The following is a 19,398-nucleotide window of genomic DNA, read 5'->3' as shown; positions in this document are numbered from 1 at the left end:
GCGCGCGTCTGACCTCTACGGCTTAGATATATGCGCGCAATACACCGGCCTCACGCGCGCTGATTGTTGGGACTGCGGTGTGTCGAAACGCATCGCTGACATCTTCGATTGATGGGAATAGCGCCAGGATTTCAGATCGTTGCGGGGACGACAGTGCGTATTTTGCGCTTTCGCCATAATAGTAGCTTTCTGTCAGCGCGCCGTTGGATCGGACAATGTGGTGTCGGTCGAACATGAAGTGAGTGTAGGTGATGCGATCCGTTGGGCAGATCGAAACCCCTGGAATGCCACACAGGTTCTTGGCGGCCACGAACACTTCGGATGATCCAAAAAGCATGTCAGTGGCAGGAGAGCCGATCAGAATTCGATGCTGTTGCGAAACCACCAGCTCTTTCGTGTTCCCGATAGCGCCGGCCTCGATCACCACCGGAGCAAATGACCCATGACCATGAACCTCGGTCGTTCCGATCCAGAGGATCGGTTGAAATCCGCTGTCCCGTGTCCAGACGCGTTGACCTTTGATGAGGTCTTGAACCTCGACGATACCGTCTGCAGTCTCGATAAGGGTTCCCGGCCCAAAGCAGGTAACATAGTCAGCATACGCCGACGACCCGGCATTCGAACCGCCGGTTTTGACATACGACGTTCCGGGATCTAGCGGGGCAGATGTAGCATAGCCCCAAACGTCCTGCGTCACGCCGCCTTGGGAAAACACATAGATGGTGATTTCTGGACCGGTCGGGTTGAGATCGTCATCCAGGGCTCGCACAGTGATAATTGACTCGGATTCTACCTGCATGCCGTTTGTCACTATGCCGCCACCATCCGTGATGACGTGGCCAGCTGGCAGGTCATCGTCGAAAACGTCAGGGCTGCCAGCAGTGTCATCCAGTGTGATGGTGGTACCGGTGCCGCCCGAGTAGGTAAAGATGGTGCCATCCGGTGTGTCCGAATTGTTGATGATCGAGCCTCCGACCACGATATCGTTCGCGTCAGCTGTATCCGGGACGAATGTAGCGACCAGGCTGGAGCTGTCCTGAGCAAAAAAACTGCGGAGAACCATGTAAGCGACTTACCTTCTGTGTGGCGGTTTTTGTCGGCCTAAACTGACAAACGCCGCGTGGGTTATGGTTTGGGATAACGTTTCTTGGGATGGTTCGGTCAACTAAGATTTGCGCGATGTCGCTCACAATCTCGTCATTTACGCTGACCATCCATCCAGCTCAACGGTGTTGGAACGCGATCTGCAGGCGATCGCCCAGTCTTTGCCGCTTGTCTTTTTCGAAATCGCTGCATTCGTGGTCGTTCCGCCACAAGGCCAACCAGTCTTTCAATAGCCGTCCGCGGAGACAATAATCCAAGATTTCAACATTGACAGGATGTCGGTAAAGGCGAAAGAACATGTCTTTGTTTCTTTTAAGGATACCGCTTCGGTCGACACCCAATGTGCCGCCATTCCGAAAGATATCCGCCTTCAGAAAATCGACGATATCGTAGACCGCCAGCTTGTCGCGGGCTTCGGTGAAATCCAGTCCGATCGTTTTCCCCTGTCCCACAATAAGGTTCTGCCCGTGATAATCGCCATGTGAAAACACGCGCAGGTCCTCGGTGCCCTTCAGGCGGGTCCCTTCGGACAGCATCAGGTTCACCATTGTCCGGCTTTGGTTCGCGATTTTGTTGGGAACGGCCGTCATCAGTTCTTTCAGGCTGTCTGTCATCCACCTGGGGCGAAAGGCGTAACGAACAGGCGGGTTGCGACTGTGGAGATCGTTCAGCCACGACCCCGCGCGACGGTACACCTGGGCGACCTGATCATCGTCTTTGCTGTTGTAGATCAGATCAACGGCGGTTGGCCGATTGATGTATTCGGTCACCAGAAAAGCACCACCTGGCGAGAGGTAAACGGGTCGGACAACGCGCGAGGTCTCATTGCCCTCAAAAAATCGGTACAGTTCGACGAGCAGGTCATACTCGTCCTTCAATCGCCCGGTGTCTGGCGATTGCGTATCGATCTTAAGGGCGAAAGCCTGCGCTGCGGTATGCAGGATCACGACGGACCGCGTGTCGTCGAACGCGTGCGATCGGTAGATACATTCATAACGGCGGATGGGCTCTTTCAGGAACTGGTTTGAAAACTCGTCGATAAATAAGGCGACGCGGGCATCTTCTTCGTCTGAAAGGGGCAGCGTTCCAGCCAACGGGCCAAGTCCTGAGTGCTATTGTCCAGTCTCCGGACAGGATAACAGTGCGATGTCCATGTCAACGGAAAGTCGATGCTTGGGGCTGCTTGATTTGGCGTTTGCGCGTTGTGCTGCGCAAATCCGCGCCTATATACACGCTAAGCCCTAAACGGGGTGGAAATCGTTTTCGACAGGTGCTGTTGCGAACCTGCGGAAACCGCAATTTACCCCTTGGAAACCGGCCCCATCTGCCCTAAGTAGGGCTACGAAGTAAAGCGTGCGATTCGTCGTGCGCTTTATTTTGTTTCGTCCAAGACGGTGGGTGGTGCCATGTGGCCCCTTAATTCCCTGCCTGAGACGGGTAAGACCAAAGAATTCTGGGGGGTCCAACCCTCGGGCGAATTTTGGCCAATCCCGTAACAACGGACCTGAACGCCGGAGCGAAAGCTGCGGCAAATATGAGCCGGGGTGAGATATCGCCCCAAACTTGGAGAGAACTGTGGATAGAGCCCAGAAAGAGAAAGTGGTCGAGGAACTCGGCCAAATCTTCGAAAGCTCTGGCGTCGTAGTGGTTGCTCACTACGCCGGTCTGACAGTTGCCGAGATGCAGGACCTTCGCGCACGTGCTCGTGACGCGGGTGGCTCCGTGCGTGTTGCCAAGAACAGGCTCGCCAAAATCGCCCTTGAGGGTAAGCCGTGTGAAAGCATGGCCGACCTGCTGACAGGGATGACCGTTCTGACCTATTCCGAGGACCCTGTGGCAGCAGCCAAAGTGGCCCAGGACTACGCCAAAGAGAACCAAAAGTTCGAAATTCTTGGCGGTGCAATGGGTGAGAACGCTCTGGATCGTGCCGGCGTCGAAGCCGTGTCCAAAATGCCTTCGCGCGAGGAGCTTATTGCTACTATCGCGGGCATGCTGGGCGCACCTGCTTCGAACATCGCTGGCGCAATTGGCGCACCTGCAAGCAACATCGCAAGCATCCTTTCCACCATCGAAGAGAAGGCGGAAGCTGCGTAAGCGGTTGGCACTGAATGATCTGCGTAGGGTAACTACCCTGACGTTGGAACACACACTGTAAACGGAAAGAGCTGATAAAATGGCTGATCTGAAAGCACTCGCAGAAAGCATCGTGGGTCTGACCCTGCTGGAAGCACAAGAACTGAAAACCATCCTCAAAGACGAATATGGCATCGAGCCCGCAGCAGGCGGCGCAGTTGTCATGGCAGCCGGTGGCGACGCCGGTGGCGCAGCTGAGGAAGAAAAAACCGAATTCGACGTCGTTCTGAAGAACGCCGGCGCTTCGAAAATCAACGTGATCAAAGAAGTTCGCGGCATCACCGGTCTGGGCCTGAAAGAAGCCAAAGAACTGGTCGAAGCTGGCGGCAAGATCAAAGAAGGCGTGTCGAAAGACGAAGCCGAAGAAGTCAAAGGCAAGCTGGAAGCAGCTGGCGCCGAAGTCGAGCTGGCCTAAGCCATTCGACAGGTGCATCGCTGATGTGCCGCAGAAATTGGCTGGATCCGGAGAAATCCGGGTCCAGCCGAACCTGTCTTAGAAAGGGCCTCTGAAAATTGGGGTGTTTTCTAAGACGCGGTTCGCGGATCGGGAGGCTGCCATTCGGGACGGTGGCCACGAATTGATCCGGACGTGTCGTCTCTAATGTGCAAGGCACCGGGGCCCGACGGTGTCTTTGTCCGCTGAGAACATCGAAAGGTGACATCTGACATGGCTCAAACGTTCCTTGGCCAGAAACGTCTTCGTAAATATTACGGCAAAATCCGCGAAGTGCTGGAGATGCCGAACCTCATTGAGGTCCAGAAATCCTCTTATGATCTATTCCTGCGCTCCGGCGATGCAGATGTGCCCACAGACGGCGAAGGCATCAAAGGCGTGTTCCAATCGGTCTTCCCGATCAAGGATTTCAACGAAACCTCCGTTCTGGAGTTCGTGAAATACGATCTGGAAAAACCTAAATATGACGTCGAAGAGTGCATGCAGCGCGACATGACCTACAGCGCGCCGCTGAAGGTCACTCTGCGTCTGATCGTGTTTGATGTCGATGAGGACACCGGCGCGAAATCGGTTAAAGACATCAAAGAACAGGACGTGTTCATGGGCGATATGCCCCTGATGACGCCGAACGGGACGTTCATCGTGAACGGCACCGAGCGTGTGATCGTGTCCCAGATGCACCGTTCGCCTGGTGTGTTCTTTGACCACGACAAGGGCAAGACCCACTCTTCGGGCAAGCTGCTGTTTGCCTGCCGCATCATCCCGTATCGCGGCAGCTGGCTGGACTTTGAGTTCGATGCCAAGGACATCGTGTTCGCCCGTATCGACCGTCGCCGCAAACTGCCTGTGACGACCCTGCTTTATGCGCTGGGTCTGGATCAGGAAGCGATCATGGACGCGTACTACAACACCGTGTCCTACAAGCTGGACAAGAAGAAGGGTTGGATCGCTCCGTTCTTCCCGGAACGTGTGCGCGGTACCCGTCCGACTTATGATCTGATTGATGCGAAATCGGGTGAAGTGATTGCTGAAGCAGGCAAAAAGGTCACACCGCGCGCTGTCAAGAAACTGATCGACGAAGGCACTGTCACCAACCTGCTTGTTCCATTCGATCATATCGTTGGCAAATTCGTCGCCAAAGACGTCATCAATGAAGAAACCGGTGCGATCTACGTCGAAGCCGGTGATGAGCTGACGCTTGAATATGACAAGGACGGCGATCTGATCGGCGGCACTGTCAAAGAGCTGATCGATGCCGGCGTCACCGAGATTCCGGTTCTGGACATCGACAACATCAACGTCGGTCCGTACATGCGCAACACCATGGCGGCAGATAAAAACATGGGCCGGGACACCGCGCTGATGGATATCTACCGTGTTATGCGTCCAGGTGAACCGCCCACCGTCGAAGCGGCCTCGGCACTGTTCGACACGCTGTTCTTCGACAGCGAACGTTATGACCTGTCCGCCGTTGGCCGCGTGAAGATGAACATGCGTCTGGCTCTGGATGCGCCGGATACCCTGCGCACCCTGCGCCGCGAAGACATCGTGGCCTGCATCAAGGCGCTGGTTGAGCTGCGCGACGGCAAAGGTGACATCGACGATATCGACCACCTGGGCAACCGTCGTGTGCGTTCTGTCGGCGAACTGATGGAAAACCAGTACCGCGTTGGCCTGCTGCGCATGGAGCGCGCGATCAAAGAGCGTATGTCGTCGGTCGAGATCGACACCGTCATGCCGCAGGACCTGATCAACGCGAAACCGGCTGCTGCTGCTGTTCGCGAATTCTTCGGCTCGTCGCAGCTGTCGCAGTTCATGGACCAGACCAACCCGCTGTCGGAAGTCACCCACAAACGCCGTCTCTCGGCGCTTGGCCCCGGTGGTCTGACACGTGAACGTGCGGGCTTTGAGGTGCGCGACGTACACCCGACCCACTATGGTCGGATGTGCCCGATTGAAACGCCGGAAGGCCCAAACATCGGTCTGATCAACTCGCTGGCCACCTTTGCCCGCGTGAACAAGTATGGCTTCATCGAAACACCGTACCGCGTCGTCAAAGACGCCGAGGTGACCGATGAGGTTCACTACATGTCCGCGACCGAAGAAATGCGTCACACTGTGGCGCAGGCGAACGCGACACTGGATGCGGATGGCAAGTTCATCAACGATCTGGTTTCGACCCGTCAGTCGGGCGACTACACTCTCGCCCCGCGCGAGAATGTGGACCTGATCGACGTCAGCCCGAAACAGTTGGTATCGGTTGCTGCATCGCTGATCCCGTTCCTTGAAAATGACGACGCCAACCGCGCCCTGATGGGTTCGAACATGCAACGTCAGGCGGTTCCGCTGCTGCGGGCCGAGGCGCCGCTGGTCGGCACCGGTATTGAGGAAAAGGTTGCCATCGACTCGGGTGCTGCGATTCAGGCGAAACGTGCCGGCATCATTGACCAGGTCGACGCCCAGCGTATCGTTATTCGTGCTACCGAAGATCTGGAACTGGGCGACGCGGGTGTGGACATCTATCGTCTGCGCAAATTCCAGCGTTCGAACCAGAACACCTGCATCAACCAGCGTCCGCTGGTGAAAGTTGGCGACACTGTCACGAAAGGCGAGGTTGTTGCCGATGGTCCGTCCACCGATATCGGTGAGCTGGCGCTGGGTAAAAACGTGGTCGTCGCGTTCATGCCGTGGAACGGTTACAACTACGAAGACTCGATCCTGATCAGCGAACGTATTGCGCGTGATGACGTCTTTACCTCGGTCCATATCGAGGAATTCGAAGTCGCCGCCCGTGACACGAAGCTGGGCCCGGAAGAGATCACCCGCGACATTCCGAACGTCGGTGAAGAAGCGCTGCGCAACCTCGACGAGGCTGGCATCGTTTACATCGGCGCGGATGTTGAGCCGGGCGATATTTTGGTCGGCAAGATCACTCCGAAGGGCGAAAGCCCGATGACCCCGGAAGAAAAGCTGCTGCGCGCCATCTTTGGTGAAAAAGCATCTGATGTGCGCGATACTTCGCTGCGCGTGAAGCCGGGTGATTACGGGACTGTCGTGGAAGTCCGCGTCTTCAACCGTCACGGCGTCGAGAAAGACGAGCGTGCGTTGCAGATCGAGCGTGAGGAAGTCGAACGTCTGGCCCGTGACCGGGATGACGAGCTGGCGATCCTTGACCGCAACATCTACGCGCGTCTGCAAGGCCTGATCCTGGGTAAAACCGCTGTCAAAGGCCCGAAAGGCGTCAAGGCGGGATCGGTGATCACCGAGGAACTGCTGGACATGCTGACCCGTGGTCAGTGGTGGCAGCTGGCACTGGAAGACGAAAAGGACGCACAGATCGTAGAGGCTCTGAATGAGCAATACGAAGTGCTCAAGCGCGCTCTGGATGCCCGTTTCGAGGACAAGGTCGAGAAAGTCCGTCGTGGTGACGATCTGCCGCCGGGTGTGATGAAGATGGTCAAAGTCTTCATCGCCGTGAAGCGTAAGCTGCAGCCGGGCGACAAGATGGCCGGTCGTCACGGGAACAAAGGCGTGATCTCCAAGGTTGTTCCGATGGAAGACATGCCGTTCCTGGCTGATGGTACTCCGGTTGACTTCTGTCTGAACCCACTGGGCGTGCCTTCGCGTATGAACGTTGGACAGATCCTTGAAACCCATATGGGTTGGGCCGCACGCGGTCTGGGTCTGAACATCGACGAAGCACTGGGTGAATACCGCCGCTCCGGCGACCTGACCCCGGTTCGCGAAGCGATGAAGCTGGCCTATGGCGAGAATGTCTATGAAGAAGGCATTGCCGGCATGGACGAAGGTCACCTGATTGAAGCTGCGGGCAACGTGACCCGCGGTGTTCCGATCGCGACCCCCGTCTTTGACGGAGCCAAAGAGGCTGACGTCAACGACGCGCTGGTGCGTGCGGGCTTCTCGGAAAGCGGTCAGTCGGTTCTGTTCGACGGTCGTACGGGTGAGCAATTCGCGCGTCCGGTGACCGTGGGCATCAAGTACCTGCTGAAACTGCACCACCTTGTGGACGACAAAATCCACGCGCGTTCGACCGGGCCTTACAGCCTGGTTACCCAGCAGCCGCTGGGTGGTAAGGCGCAATTCGGTGGTCAGCGCTTTGGTGAGATGGAGGTCTGGGCCCTGGAAGCTTATGGCGCCGCCTACACCCTGCAGGAGATGCTCACCGTGAAATCGGATGACGTCGCCGGCCGGACCAAGGTGTATGAGTCGATCGTCAAAGGCGAGGATAACTTTGAAGCGGGCGTACCGGAATCGTTCAACGTTCTGGTTAAAGAAGTCCGTGGCCTCGGCCTGAATATGGAACTCCTGGATGCGGAGGAAGAGTAGGGGCGGCAACGCCCCACACTCATCCCATCCCAATTTGTAAGGACGCAAAATGAACCAGGAAATCACCAATAACCCGTTCAACCCGCTGACGCCGCCGAAAGTCTTTGACGAGATCAAAGTCTCCTTGGCGTCGCCCGAGCGGATTCTGTCTTGGTCCTATGGCGAGATCAAGAAACCCGAAACCATCAACTACCGGACGTTCAAGCCCGAGCGTGACGGTCTGTTCTGCGCGCGTATCTTTGGCCCGATCAAAGATTACGAATGTCTGTGCGGCAAATATAAGCGGATGAAGTATCGCGGCGTTGTCTGCGAGAAATGCGGTGTGGAAGTCACCCTGCAGAAAGTCCGCCGCGAGCGTATGGGCCACATCGAACTGGCCGCGCCTGTCGCACATATCTGGTTCCTGAAATCGCTACCGTCCCGCATCGGTCTGATGCTGGACATGACGCTGCGCGATCTGGAACGTGTTCTGTACTTTGAAAACTATGTAGTCATCGAGCCCGGTCTGACCGACCTGTCTTATGGCCAGATGCTGACCGAAGAAGAGTACATGGACGCGCAGGATGCCTATGGCATGGACGCGTTCACGGCGAACATCGGTGCGGAAGCTATCCGTGAGATGCTGGCTCAGATCGATCTGGAAGCCGAAGCCGAGCAGCTGCGCGCTGATCTGGCCGAAGCAACCGGTGAACTGAAGCCCAAGAAGATCATCAAACGTCTGAAGGTTGTTGAATCTTTCCTCGAGTCGGGCAACCGGCCTGAGTGGATGGTGATGACCGTGATCCCAGTCATTCCGCCGGAACTGCGTCCGCTGGTTCCGCTGGATGGTGGCCGTTTCGCGACTTCGGATCTGAACGATCTGTATCGCCGCGTCATCAACCGGAACAACCGTCTGAAGCGTCTGATCGAACTGCGCGCACCTGACATCATCGTCCGCAACGAAAAGCGGATGTTGCAGGAATCCGTGGACGCTCTGTTCGACAATGGCCGTCGTGGGCGCGTGATTACCGGTGCCAACAAGCGTCCGCTGAAATCGCTGTCGGACATGCTGAAAGGTAAGCAGGGTCGCTTCCGTCAGAACCTTTTGGGTAAGCGCGTCGACTTCTCGGGCCGTTCGGTCATCGTGACCGGTCCGGAACTCAAGCTGCACCAGTGTGGTCTGCCCAAGAAGATGGCGCTGGAGCTGTTCAAGCCGTTCATCTACTCGCGCCTTGAAGCCAAGGGTCTGTCTTCGACCGTGAAGCAGGCGAAGAAACTGGTCGAGAAAGAGCGTCCCGAAGTGTGGGATATCCTCGACGAGGTGATCCGCGAACACCCTGTTATGCTGAACCGTGCGCCGACGCTGCACCGTTTGGGCATTCAGGCGTTCGAGCCGGTCCTGATCGAAGGTAAAGCCATCCAGCTGCACCCGCTGGTCTGTTCGGCCTTTAACGCCGACTTCGACGGTGACCAGATGGCGGTTCACGTGCCCCTCAGCCTTGAGGCCCAGCTGGAAGCCCGTGTTCTGATGATGTCGACGAACAACGTTCTGTCGCCTGCAAACGGTGCGCCGATCATCGTTCCGTCGCAGGATATGATCCTGGGTCTGTACTATGTGACCTTGGAACGCGAAGGCATGCCCGGCGAAGGTAAGGTGTTTGGTTCGATCGACGAAGTTCAGCACGCGCTGGATTCCGGCGAAGTGCACCTGCACACCAAGATCACCGCGCGGATCACGCAGATCGACGACGAAGGCAACGAAGTTCAGAAGCGTTTCGAGACAACTCCGGGCCGTCTGCGCCTGGGTGCGCTGCTGCCGATGAACAACAAGGCGCCGTTCGAGCTGGTCAACCGTCTGCTGCGGAAGAAAGAAGTGCAGCAGGTGATCGACACTGTCTACCGTTACTGCGGTCAGAAAGAGTCGGTTATCTTCTGTGACCAGATCATGTCGATGGGTTTCAAAGAAGCGTTCAAGGCGGGCATCTCGTTCGGTAAGGACGACATGGTCATCCCTGATGATAAGTGGGGCATCGTTGATGAGACCCGCAGTCAGGTAAAAGACTTTGAACAGCAGTACATGGACGGACTGATCACACAGGGCGAAAAGTACAACAAAGTTGTCGATGCCTGGTCGAAGTGTAACGACCGCGTCACCGATGCGATGATGGGCACGATCTCGTCTTCGGATCGGGCAGAGGATGGCTCCGAACAGGAACCGAACTCGGTCTACATGATGGCCCACTCGGGTGCGCGTGGCTCGGTTACTCAGATGAAACAGCTGGGCGGTATGCGTGGTCTGATGGCCAAGCCGAACGGTGACATCATCGAGACGCCGATTATCTCGAACTTTAAAGAAGGTCTGACCGTTCTCGAGTACTTCAACTCGACCCACGGTGCCCGTAAAGGTCTGTCGGATACCGCTCTGAAGACGGCGAACTCGGGTTACCTGACCCGTCGTCTGGTGGACGTGGCTCAGGACTGCATCGTTCGTGAGATCGACTGTGGTACTGAACGTGCGATCACCGCCGAAGCCGCGGTCAACGATGGTGAGGTTGTTGCATCGCTGGCCGAACGTGTGCTGGGTCGTGTTTCGGCCGATGACGTTCTGCGTCCGGGTACGGAAGAGGTTCTGGTCGCTGCGGGTCAGTTGATCGACGAACGCATGGCCGACACCATTGACGAGGCCGGTGTTGCTTCGATGCGCATCCGCTCGCCTCTGACCTGTGAGTCCGAGGAAGGCGTTTGTGCCACCTGCTATGGTCGTGACCTTGCACGTGGTACGCGGGTCAACACGGGTGAGGCTGTCGGCATCATCGCCGCCCAGTCCATCGGTGAACCTGGTACACAGCTGACGATGCGGACCTTCCACATCGGCGGTGTTGCCCAAGGTGGTCAGCAGTCGTTCCAGGAAGCCAGCCAAGACGGTGTGGTGTCGTTCGAGAACCCGCAGGTTCTGGCCAATTCCGTAGGCGAAATCCTGGTCATGGGTCGGAACATGAAGTTGGTGATCAAGGACGAACACGGCGAGGAACGTGCCAGCCACAAGCTGGGCTACGGCTCCAAGCTGTTCGTCAAGGACGGCGCCAAGGTTGCCCGTGGCGACAAGCTGTACGAGTGGGACCCCTACACCCTGCCGATCATCGCCGAGAAAGCCGGTACCGCGAAGTATGTTGACCTTGTTTCGGGCATTGCTGTCCGCGATGAGACCGACGATGCAACCGGCATGACCCAGAAAATCGTGATCGACTGGCGCGCCGCCCCCAAAGGCAGCGACCTCAAGCCCGAGATCATTCTGGTTGGTGAAGATGGCGAGCCGGTCCGCAATGATGCGGGCAACCCGGTTCACTATCCGATGTCGGTGGATGCTATCCTGTCGATCGAAGACGGTGAAAAAATCGAGGCTGGTGAAGTCGTTGCGCGTATCCCGCGTGAAGGCGCCAAGACCAAGGACATCACCGGTGGTCTGCCACGTGTGGCCGAACTGTTCGAAGCCCGTCGTCCGAAAGATCACGCGATCATCGCAGAAGCCGATGGTTACGTGCGCTTTGGCCGCGACTACAAGAACAAGCGCCGCATCAGCATCGAGCCGGCTGACGAGTCCATGGAGACCATCGAGTACATGGTACCCAAGGGCAAGCACATCCCGGTCGCCGAAGGGGACTTCATCCAGAAGGGTGAATACCTGATGGACGGTAACCCGGCTCCGCATGACATCCTGTCCATCATGGGTGTTGAAGCGCTGGCGGATTACATGATCGACGAAGTGCAGGACGTTTATCGTCTGCAGGGCGTGAAGATCAACGACAAGCACATCGAGGTCATCGTGCGCCAGATGCTGCAGAAGTGGGAGATCCTGGATTCGGGCGACACCACCCTGCTGAAAGGCGAACATGTCGACAAGCAGGAGTTTGACGCAGCCAACGAAAAGACGTTGGCCCGCGGCGGACGTCCGGCTCAGGGCGAACCGATCCTTCTGGGGATCACCAAAGCCTCGCTGCAGACACGTTCGTTCATCTCGGCGGCGTCGTTCCAGGAAACCACCCGCGTGCTGACCGAAGCTTCGGTTCAGGGCAAGAAGGACAAACTGGTTGGCCTGAAAGAGAACGTCATCGTTGGTCGCCTGATCCCAGCCGGTACCGGTGGGGCCACTCAGGCCGTGCGCCAGGTTGCGCAAGGCCGCGACAACGTCGTGATCGAAGCCCGCCGGGAAGAGGCCGAAGCGGCCGCTGCTCTGGCTGCGCCGGTCATGGATGACGATATGGTCGGTGACGAGCTGGACGTTCTGGTGGAAACACCGGAAAGCCGCGAGTAACTTCCTCATCATAGAAATACGGAAAGGCCCTGCGATTTTGCGGGGCCTTTTCTTTTGCCCTTGGTGCGCTTTCGCCCAATCGTGATACAACTGAATAGTCTCGAAGACAGCGACCCACTGACCAAGGGATGCATGATGCATACAATCAAAGGTGATTTGATACAGCTTGCACTGAATGGTGAGTTTGATGTCATCGTTCACGGTTGCAATTGCTTCCATGCGATGGGGGCCGGGATAGCACGGGCGATTGCGGTGGAATTCCCTGATGCGCTTGAGGCCGACAAGCAGACGGACCTTGGGTCCCGATCAAAACTCGGAACGATTTCTTCGGTCCAGATCACGCGGGGTACGACCGAGTTTGCGGTGGTTAATGCCTATACCCAGTTTCATTGGGAGGGGCCGGGGCCGCTTGTGGAATATGACGCGATCTCGGGTTGTTTTTCGAAGATTGCACGCACATTTCCCGCATCGCGGATCGGCTATCCGATGATTGGCGCAGGATTGGCTGGGGGTGATTGGGTTGAGATTGCCCAGCGCATAGACGCGGCCCTTGCCGGTATAGACCACACACTGGTGATCTTGCCCGACTGACCGACGGGTCCGTGGTTGCATATTGACATCTCACAAGGACTTACGGCCAATGATCCGTGTTTCTTTTGAGTATTGGATTCTGCGACTATGAACCCGAATGTGAAGGGCGCTATGCTGATGATGGGCAGCATGGCAGCCTTTACCGTTAATGATGCATTGATCAAAGTTGCGGGGGCAGACTTGCCGCTGTTTCAGATGGTTGCGATGCGTGGCCTCTTGGCGACGTTATTGGTGTTTCTGATGGCGCGTCATCTTGGGGCGCTGCACCTGAACTTTCCGCGCCACGACAAGTGGCTTGTTGCTGCACGCTGCCTGGCCGAGTTGTCGGCCACATTCTTCTTTCTGACAGCGCTTTTGCATATGCCGCTTGCAAATGTAACGGCCGTTCTTCAGGCGTTGCCACTTACGGTGACATTGGGGGCTGTTTTGTTCTTTGGTGAACATATCGGCTGGCGCCGCATTCTAGCGATCGGGATGGGCTTTGCAGGAATGTTGCTGATTGTACGGCCGGGGCCTGATGGGTTCAGTCTTTACGCGATTTACGCTCTGATTGCCGTGGCATCCGTCACCGCACGCGACCTGATTACCAGGCGTATGTCCACCCATGTTCCGTCCTTGACGGTCACATTGGCGACGACGGTTTCCATTACAGTGGCCGCAGGGATCGCAACTGCAGTCACAGGGTGGGAGCCGGTAACGCCGGGCGCAGGCATAATGGTGGCCTCAGCCGCGGTCTTTGTTCTGACCGGATATCTTTGCAGCGTCATGGTCATGCGCGAAGGCGACGTCGGTTTTATCGCGCCGTTCCGGTATTCCAGCCTGATCTGGGCTTTGGGGCTGGGTTGGGTCATTTTTGGCGATTGGCCTGATACGATCACGATGTTGGGCGCTGTTCTGGTCGTGGGTGCGGGGCTGTTCACGCTGTTCCGGGAACGGCAGTCTCAACCTGCCGAGTGAGCCCGCCGCACCTTGTCCTGTTCAATGGCAAATCGCGCAATGAACTCGCCTTCTTGTTCCGGTGTCAGTGGGGACAGCCCGGTCTTGCTGGCGCGGGCATGGGGGGAGTCGTTGAAGTTGTTCAGCGTACGCACCCACATGGGCGCGTCGGGATAGCTGATCACGGGCATGAAACGACCGATCTTATGGTGCGTGAAGCTCATGATCGTGTGTTTGCAGCCGCCGGCAATATACATCCCCAACCCTACGCCCAAAAGGGACCGGAACACCTGGGTGGCGCGAATGCCATCCGGTCCAAAACGCGCCAGAAACCCGCTGTTGAAATCCAGCCCGACCGTTTGGCTATTCCTGGTCAGTCCTTTAGCGTCAATCGCCGCAAGGCGCAGACGTTCGACAAAGTCGACCGAGACGGCGTCATCGTCATCATGCCGGAACTGGAGGCACGGCTGATCCGGGTCGGTGCGGGCGCTGTGCAGAACCTCTTTGACAACTGGGCGATGCCGGGCTGGTGTGCGCTTGACGATGCGGATCTGCCTGATGCCCGAGGTTAGATCATACAGTCGGTCCATGGACTTTTGGGGAAGGCATTCACCGGTTAGCACCACCAGTTCAAAGTCCTCGTCTGTCTGTTCCCGAAAACCGGGCATGGTGGTGGTTTCGAACAGACGAAACCGTTCTTCCAGCCGCTCTGGATTGTACAGGTATTGACGACGCTCTTCGACAGTTTCGTGTTCTACCTGATAGCCGCCGATCGCGGGGTAGGAAAAGCGGCACAGGCCAATGACTTGCATGTTTCGTCCATCAAAAAGTTTCGTGGCCACTATGCAGAAATCCGCAATTGCCGGCAACGGGCGAGTAGCGCTGGAAGCTGCAGCTAAGTCTTGATAAAACGCTGCCAATCGGCTTGTCGGGTATGTGCTGTTGACACTCGGGCCGACTCCCCATATACGCGCGTCATCTCGGTGCCGGGGGCCGCCCCACAACCGATTCCAGTAATGAACTGGTCAAGGCCCGGACACTTTTATCGTTCGCGCCCTCTGATAACAAACCGCGACGTTCACCTCGGAATGGGAACGCTCGCGGGTTTTGCGCTTGTGGACGCACGAACGCAGCAAGTTTAGCCGCACGCAATGCGCGTGCATGTCATGTGTGTTGCAAAACGGGGAAGAAACCGGAATGCCAACTATTCAACAGCTGATCCGCAAGCCGCGTCAGCCCAAAGTAAAACGCTCGAAGTCCATGCACCTGGAGCAGTGCCCGCAGAAGCGCGGCGTCTGTACTCGTGTGTATACGACCACACCGAAAAAGCCGAACTCCGCTATGCGTAAGGTTGCCAAAGTGCGCCTGACCAACGGGTTCGAGGTCATCTCGTACATCCCCGGTGAAAGCCACAACCTGCAGGAACACTCGGTTGTTCTGATCCGTGGCGGCCGTGTAAAAGACCTTCCCGGTGTCCGTTACCACATCCTGCGCGGTGTTCTGGATACCCAGGGCGTCAAAGACCGTAAGCAACGTCGTTCGAAATACGGCGCGAAGCGTCCCAAGTAAGAAGGAGAGGCTGATATGTCACGTCGTCACGCCGCCGAAAAACGCGAAGTCCTGCCTGACGCCAAATTTGGCGACAAGGTACTGACCAAATTCATGAACAACCTGATGATCGACGGCAAGAAGTCGGTCGCAGAGCGCATCGTTTACAACGCCTTTGACCGCGTTGAAGGCAAGATCAAGCGCGCTCCTGTCGAAGTGTTCCACGAAGCACTCGACAACATCAAACCGTCGGTCGAGGTTCGCTCGCGCCGGGTTGGTGGTGCAACCTATCAGGTTCCGGTCGAAGTGCGCCCCGAGCGCCGCGAAGCACTGGCCATCCGCTGGCTGATCACTGCTGCGCGTGGCCGTAACGAAAACACCATGGAAGAGCGCCTTGCGGGCGAACTGCTGGACGCCGTACAGTCCCGCGGTACTGCCGTGAAAAAGCGCGAAGACACCCACAAGATGGCCGAGGCGAACAAAGCCTTCAGCCATTACCGTTGGTAATTCCAGAGGCTTATCAAAATGGCACGCGAATATACACTCAACCATTACCGTAACTTCGGTATCATGGCGCACATCGATGCAGGTAAAACCACCTGCTCGGAACGCATCCTGTATTACACCGGCAAATCCCACAACATCGGTGAGGTGCACGATGGTGCAGCCACCATGGACTGGATGGAGCAGGAGCAGGAACGCGGCATCACCATCACTTCGGCGGCGACCACCACGTTTTGGGAACGCACCGAAGACGGTGTAACTGCTGACTCGCCCAAGCACCGCCTGAACATCATCGACACCCCCGGCCACGTTGACTTCACCATTGAAGTTGAACGTTCGCTGGCGGTTCTCGACGGTGCCGTCTGCGTTCTGGACGCAAACGCCGGTGTTGAGCCCCAGACCGAAACCGTGTGGCGTCAGGCTGACCGCTACAAGGTTCCGCGTATGGTGTTCGTCAACAAGATGGACAAGATCGGCGCCGACTTCTTCAACTGCGTTGCAATGATCGAAGATCGTACCGGCGCACGTGCTGTTCCAGTTGGTATTCCAATCGGCGCAGAAACCGAGCTGGAAGGCCTGATCGACCTGGTCACCATGGAAGAATGGCTGTGGCAGGGCGAAGACCTGGGCGCAAGCTGGGTAAAAGCACCGATCCGTGACAGCCTGAAAGACATGGCTGACGAATGGCGCGGTAAAATGGTCGAAGCGGCCGTCGAAATGGACGACGACGCGATGATGGAATACCTGGAAGGCAATGAGCCCGACGTTCCGACCCTGCGCGCCCTGCTGCGCAAAGGTACTCTGGAAATCGCGTTTGTTCCGGTTCTGGGTGGTTCGGCGTTCAAGAACAAAGGCGTTCAGCCGCTGTTGAATGCTGTGATCGACTATCTGCCCAGCCCGCTGGACGTTGTCGATTACATGGGCTTCAAACCCGGTGACGAAGAAGAAACCCGTAACATTGCCCGCCGCGCGGATGATGACATGGCGTTCTCGGGCCTGGCGTTCAAAATCATGAACGACCCCTTTGTTGGCTCGCTGACCTTTACCCGCATCTACTCGGGTACTCTGGCCAAGGGCGACACGCTTCTGAACTCGACCAAGGGCAAGAAAGAGCGTATCGGCCGGATGATGATGATGCACTCGAATGATCGTGAGGAAATCACGGAAGCATTCGCAGGTGACATTATCGCACTGGCAGGTCTGAAAGACACCACCACCGGCGACACTCTGTGTGCGACCGGCGATCCGGTGGTTCTGGAAACGATGACCTTCCCCGATCCGGTGATCGAGATCGCGGTTGAGCCGAAAACCAAGGCTGACCAGGAAAAAATGAGCCAGGGTCTGGGCCGTTTGGCCGCAGAAGACCCATCCTTCCGCGTGGAAACTGACCTGGAATCTGGTCAGACCATCATGAAGGGCATGGGCGAACTTCACCTGGACATCCTGATTGACCGTCTCAAGCGTGAATTCAAGGTTGAAGCGAACATTGGTGCGCCGCAGGTTGCCTATCGCGAAACCATCGGTCACGAAGCCGAGATCGTTTACACCCACAAGAAACAGTCGGGTGGTTCGGGTCAGTTCGCTGAGGTGAAGATGATCATCTCGCCGACAGAGCCGGGTGAAGGCTATTCGTTCGAATCCCGCGTTGTTGGTGGTTCGGTGCCCAAGGAATATATCCCGGGTGTCGAAAAAGGCATCAGATCCGTCATGGATAGCGGCCCGCTGGCTGGCTTCCCCGTGATCGACTTCAAGGTTGCCCTGATCGAAGGTAAATACCACGACGTGGACTCCTCGGTTCTGGCGTTTGAAATCGCGGCTCGTATGGGTATGCGTGAAGGCATGCGCAAAGCCGGTGCGAAACTGCTTGAGCCGATCATGAAGGTCGAAGTGATCACCCCGGAAGAATACACCGGCGGCATCATCGGCGACCTGACATCACGTCGGGGTCAGGTTTCCGGTCAGGAAAACCGTGGCAACGCCATCGCGATCGACGCGTTCGTTCCGCTGGCGAACATGTTCGGCTACATCAACACTCTGCGTTCGATGTCGTCGGGCCGTGCCCAGTTCACCATGCAGTTCGATCACTACGATCCGGTTCCGCAGAACATCTCGGACGAGATCCAGGCGAAATACGCATAAGCGAAGATTTGAGGGAGCTCTGTTCAGGGGCTCCCTTCATTACCGAAAAAGGAGGCCATCATGGCAAAGGAAAAGTTTGAGCGTAATAAGCCGCACGTCAACATCGGCACGATTGGCCACGTTGACCACGGCAAGACCACGCTGACCGCAGCAATCACCAAGTATTTCGGTGACTTCAAAGCGTATGACCAGATTGACGGCGCGCCTGAAGAAAAAGCACGTGGCATCACCATCTCGACCGCCCACGTGGAATACGAGACCGACACGCGTCACTATGCGCACGTCGACTGCCCCGGCCACGCTGACTACGTCAAGAACATGATCACCGGTGCCGCACAGATGGACGGCGCGATCCTGGTTGTGAACGCTGCTGACGGCCCGATGCCGCAGACCCGCGAGCACATCCTGCTGGGCCGCCAGGTTGGCATCCCGACCATGGTCGTGTTCATGAACAAAGTGGATCAGGTTGACGACGAAGAACTGCTGGAACTGGTGGAAATGGAAATCCGCGAGCTGCTGTCTTCGTATGACTACCCCGGCGACGACATTCCAGTCATCGCAGGTTCGGCTCTGGCCGCGATGGAAGGCAACAAGCCGGAAATCGGCGAAGAATCGATCCGCAAGCTGATGGCGGCCGTGGACGAATACATCCCGACACCTGAGCGCGCTGTTGACCAGCCGTTCCTGATGCCGGTCGAAGACGTATTCTCGATCTCGGGCCGTGGTACTGTTGTGACCGGTCGTGTTGAGCGTGGCGTGATCAACGTTGGCGACGAGATCGAAATCGTCGGCATCCGTGACACTCAGAAAACCACCTGTACTGGTGTTGAAATGTTCCGCAAGCTGCTGGATCGCGGCGAAGCGGGCGACAACATCGGCGCCCTGCTGCGCGGTATCGACCGTGAAGGCGTTGAGCGTGGTCAGGTTCTGTGTAAGCCAGGTTCGGTTACACCGCACACCAAGTTCGAAGCCGAAGCCTATATCCTGACCAAGGAAGAAGGCGGTCGTCACACTCCGTTCTTCGCGAACTACCGTCCTCAGTTCTACTTCCGTACGACTGACGTGACCGGCACCGTGACCCTGGCAGCTGGCACCGAGATGGTTATGCCCGGCGACAACGTGTCGTTCGAGGTTGAACTGATCGCACCGATCGCGATGGAAAACGGCCTGCGTTTCGCCATCCGCGAAGGCGGCCGCACCGTCGGCGCCGGCGTCGTGTCGAAAATCGTCGAGTAATCGCTCTCGAGATATCAAACGAAAAGGGCGTCCCTCGGGACGCCCTTTTTTTGCATTCCTGCTATGGTCAGCACGCGTTGCGCGGAAAGGAATTAGTCGTAGGCCGCTCCCTCGG

At 57.1% G+C, this 19,398-nt stretch carries 13 protein-coding genes; 10 read left to right on the top strand and 3 right to left on the bottom strand.

The window, feature by feature from the left end; genetic code table 11:
- Positions 1 to 22: 22 nt before the first annotated feature.
- Positions 23 to 1,063 carry a Hint domain-containing protein gene (locus AC2FFH_RS14170; protein ID WP_496768431.1) on the bottom strand — a complete coding sequence of 347 codons (1,041 nt, stop codon included), beginning with the start codon at positions 1,061 to 1,063 and terminating at the stop codon, positions 23 to 25.
- Positions 1,064 to 1,223: 160 nt separating this feature from the next.
- Entirely contained in the window at positions 1,224 to 2,198 is a 975-nt protein-coding gene (locus AC2FFH_RS14165; RefSeq protein WP_496768429.1) for a phosphotransferase, read from the bottom strand.
- Positions 2,199 to 2,679: 481 nt separating this feature from the next.
- Between AC2FFH_RS14165 and rplJ the strand changes: the two genes are divergently transcribed.
- The 6 genes from rplJ (at position 2,680) to AC2FFH_RS14135 (ending at position 13,877) form a co-directional block, all read left to right on the top strand.
- Positions 2,680 to 3,198 (top strand): 50S ribosomal protein L10, encoded by a 519-nt coding sequence (gene rplJ / locus AC2FFH_RS14160; RefSeq protein WP_170417030.1) that lies wholly within the window; start codon positions 2,680 to 2,682, stop codon positions 3,196 to 3,198.
- Positions 3,199 to 3,277: 79 nt separating this feature from the next.
- Positions 3,278 to 3,652 carry a 50S ribosomal protein L7/L12 gene (gene rplL, locus AC2FFH_RS14155; protein WP_037314964.1) on the top strand — a complete coding sequence of 125 codons (375 nt, stop codon included), beginning with the start codon at positions 3,278 to 3,280 and terminating at the stop codon, positions 3,650 to 3,652.
- A gap of 252 nt (positions 3,653 to 3,904) precedes the next feature.
- On the top strand, positions 3,905 to 8,038 hold the full coding sequence (rpoB, locus tag AC2FFH_RS14150) for a DNA-directed RNA polymerase subunit beta (RefSeq protein WP_496735725.1): 4,134 nt from the start codon (positions 3,905 to 3,907) through the stop codon (positions 8,036 to 8,038).
- Between the two features lie 49 nt (positions 8,039 to 8,087).
- Positions 8,088 to 12,329: a DNA-directed RNA polymerase subunit beta' gene (rpoC, locus tag AC2FFH_RS14145; protein WP_496844626.1), complete on the top strand. Its 4,242-nt coding sequence runs from the start codon at positions 8,088 to 8,090 to the stop codon at positions 12,327 to 12,329.
- 81 nt (positions 12,330 to 12,410) lie between these two features.
- The gene (locus tag AC2FFH_RS14140; protein ID WP_496844625.1) at positions 12,411 to 12,920 is read left to right on the top strand and encodes a macro domain-containing protein; all 510 of its coding nucleotides are present in this window, start codon (positions 12,411 to 12,413) and stop codon (positions 12,918 to 12,920) included.
- Between the two features lie 87 nt (positions 12,921 to 13,007).
- Positions 13,008 to 13,877 (top strand): DMT family transporter, encoded by an 870-nt coding sequence (locus tag AC2FFH_RS14135; protein WP_496739454.1) that lies wholly within the window; start codon positions 13,008 to 13,010, stop codon positions 13,875 to 13,877.
- Here AC2FFH_RS14135 and AC2FFH_RS14130 read toward each other — a convergent pair.
- Positions 13,862 to 14,668, bottom strand: coding sequence for a putative rhamnosyl transferase (locus tag AC2FFH_RS14130; protein WP_496768423.1), 807 nt, complete (start codon positions 14,666 to 14,668; stop codon positions 13,862 to 13,864). The two genes, AC2FFH_RS14135 and AC2FFH_RS14130, sit on opposite strands and share 16 nt — an antisense overlap.
- Before the next feature lie 385 nt (positions 14,669 to 15,053).
- Here AC2FFH_RS14130 and rpsL point away from each other — a divergent pair, with 385 nt between their 5' ends.
- Genes rpsL through tuf form a run of 4 tightly spaced genes read left to right on the top strand, consistent with a single transcriptional unit; the run spans position 15,054 to position 19,283 of the window.
- Positions 15,054 to 15,425, top strand: coding sequence for a 30S ribosomal protein S12 (gene rpsL / locus AC2FFH_RS14125; protein WP_005621086.1), 372 nt, complete (start codon positions 15,054 to 15,056; stop codon positions 15,423 to 15,425).
- A gap of 15 nt (positions 15,426 to 15,440) precedes the next feature.
- A complete protein-coding gene (rpsG, locus tag AC2FFH_RS14120) occupies positions 15,441 to 15,911 on the top strand; it encodes a 30S ribosomal protein S7 (RefSeq protein WP_008756926.1) in 471 nt (156 codons plus the stop codon).
- Between the two features lie 18 nt (positions 15,912 to 15,929).
- On the top strand, positions 15,930 to 18,047 hold the full coding sequence (fusA, locus tag AC2FFH_RS14115) for an elongation factor G (protein ID WP_496768421.1): 2,118 nt from the start codon (positions 15,930 to 15,932) through the stop codon (positions 18,045 to 18,047).
- Positions 18,048 to 18,107: 60 nt separating this feature from the next.
- A complete protein-coding gene (tuf, locus tag AC2FFH_RS14110) occupies positions 18,108 to 19,283 on the top strand; it encodes an elongation factor Tu (RefSeq protein ID WP_108861257.1) in 1,176 nt (391 codons plus the stop codon).
- Positions 19,284 to 19,398 lie beyond the last annotated feature (115 nt).

This window comes from Ruegeria sp. YTSC003, from assembly GCF_059609785.1.
Note: the sequence above shows the minus strand (reverse complement) of the source record. Positions and strands in the feature narration are given on the sequence as shown.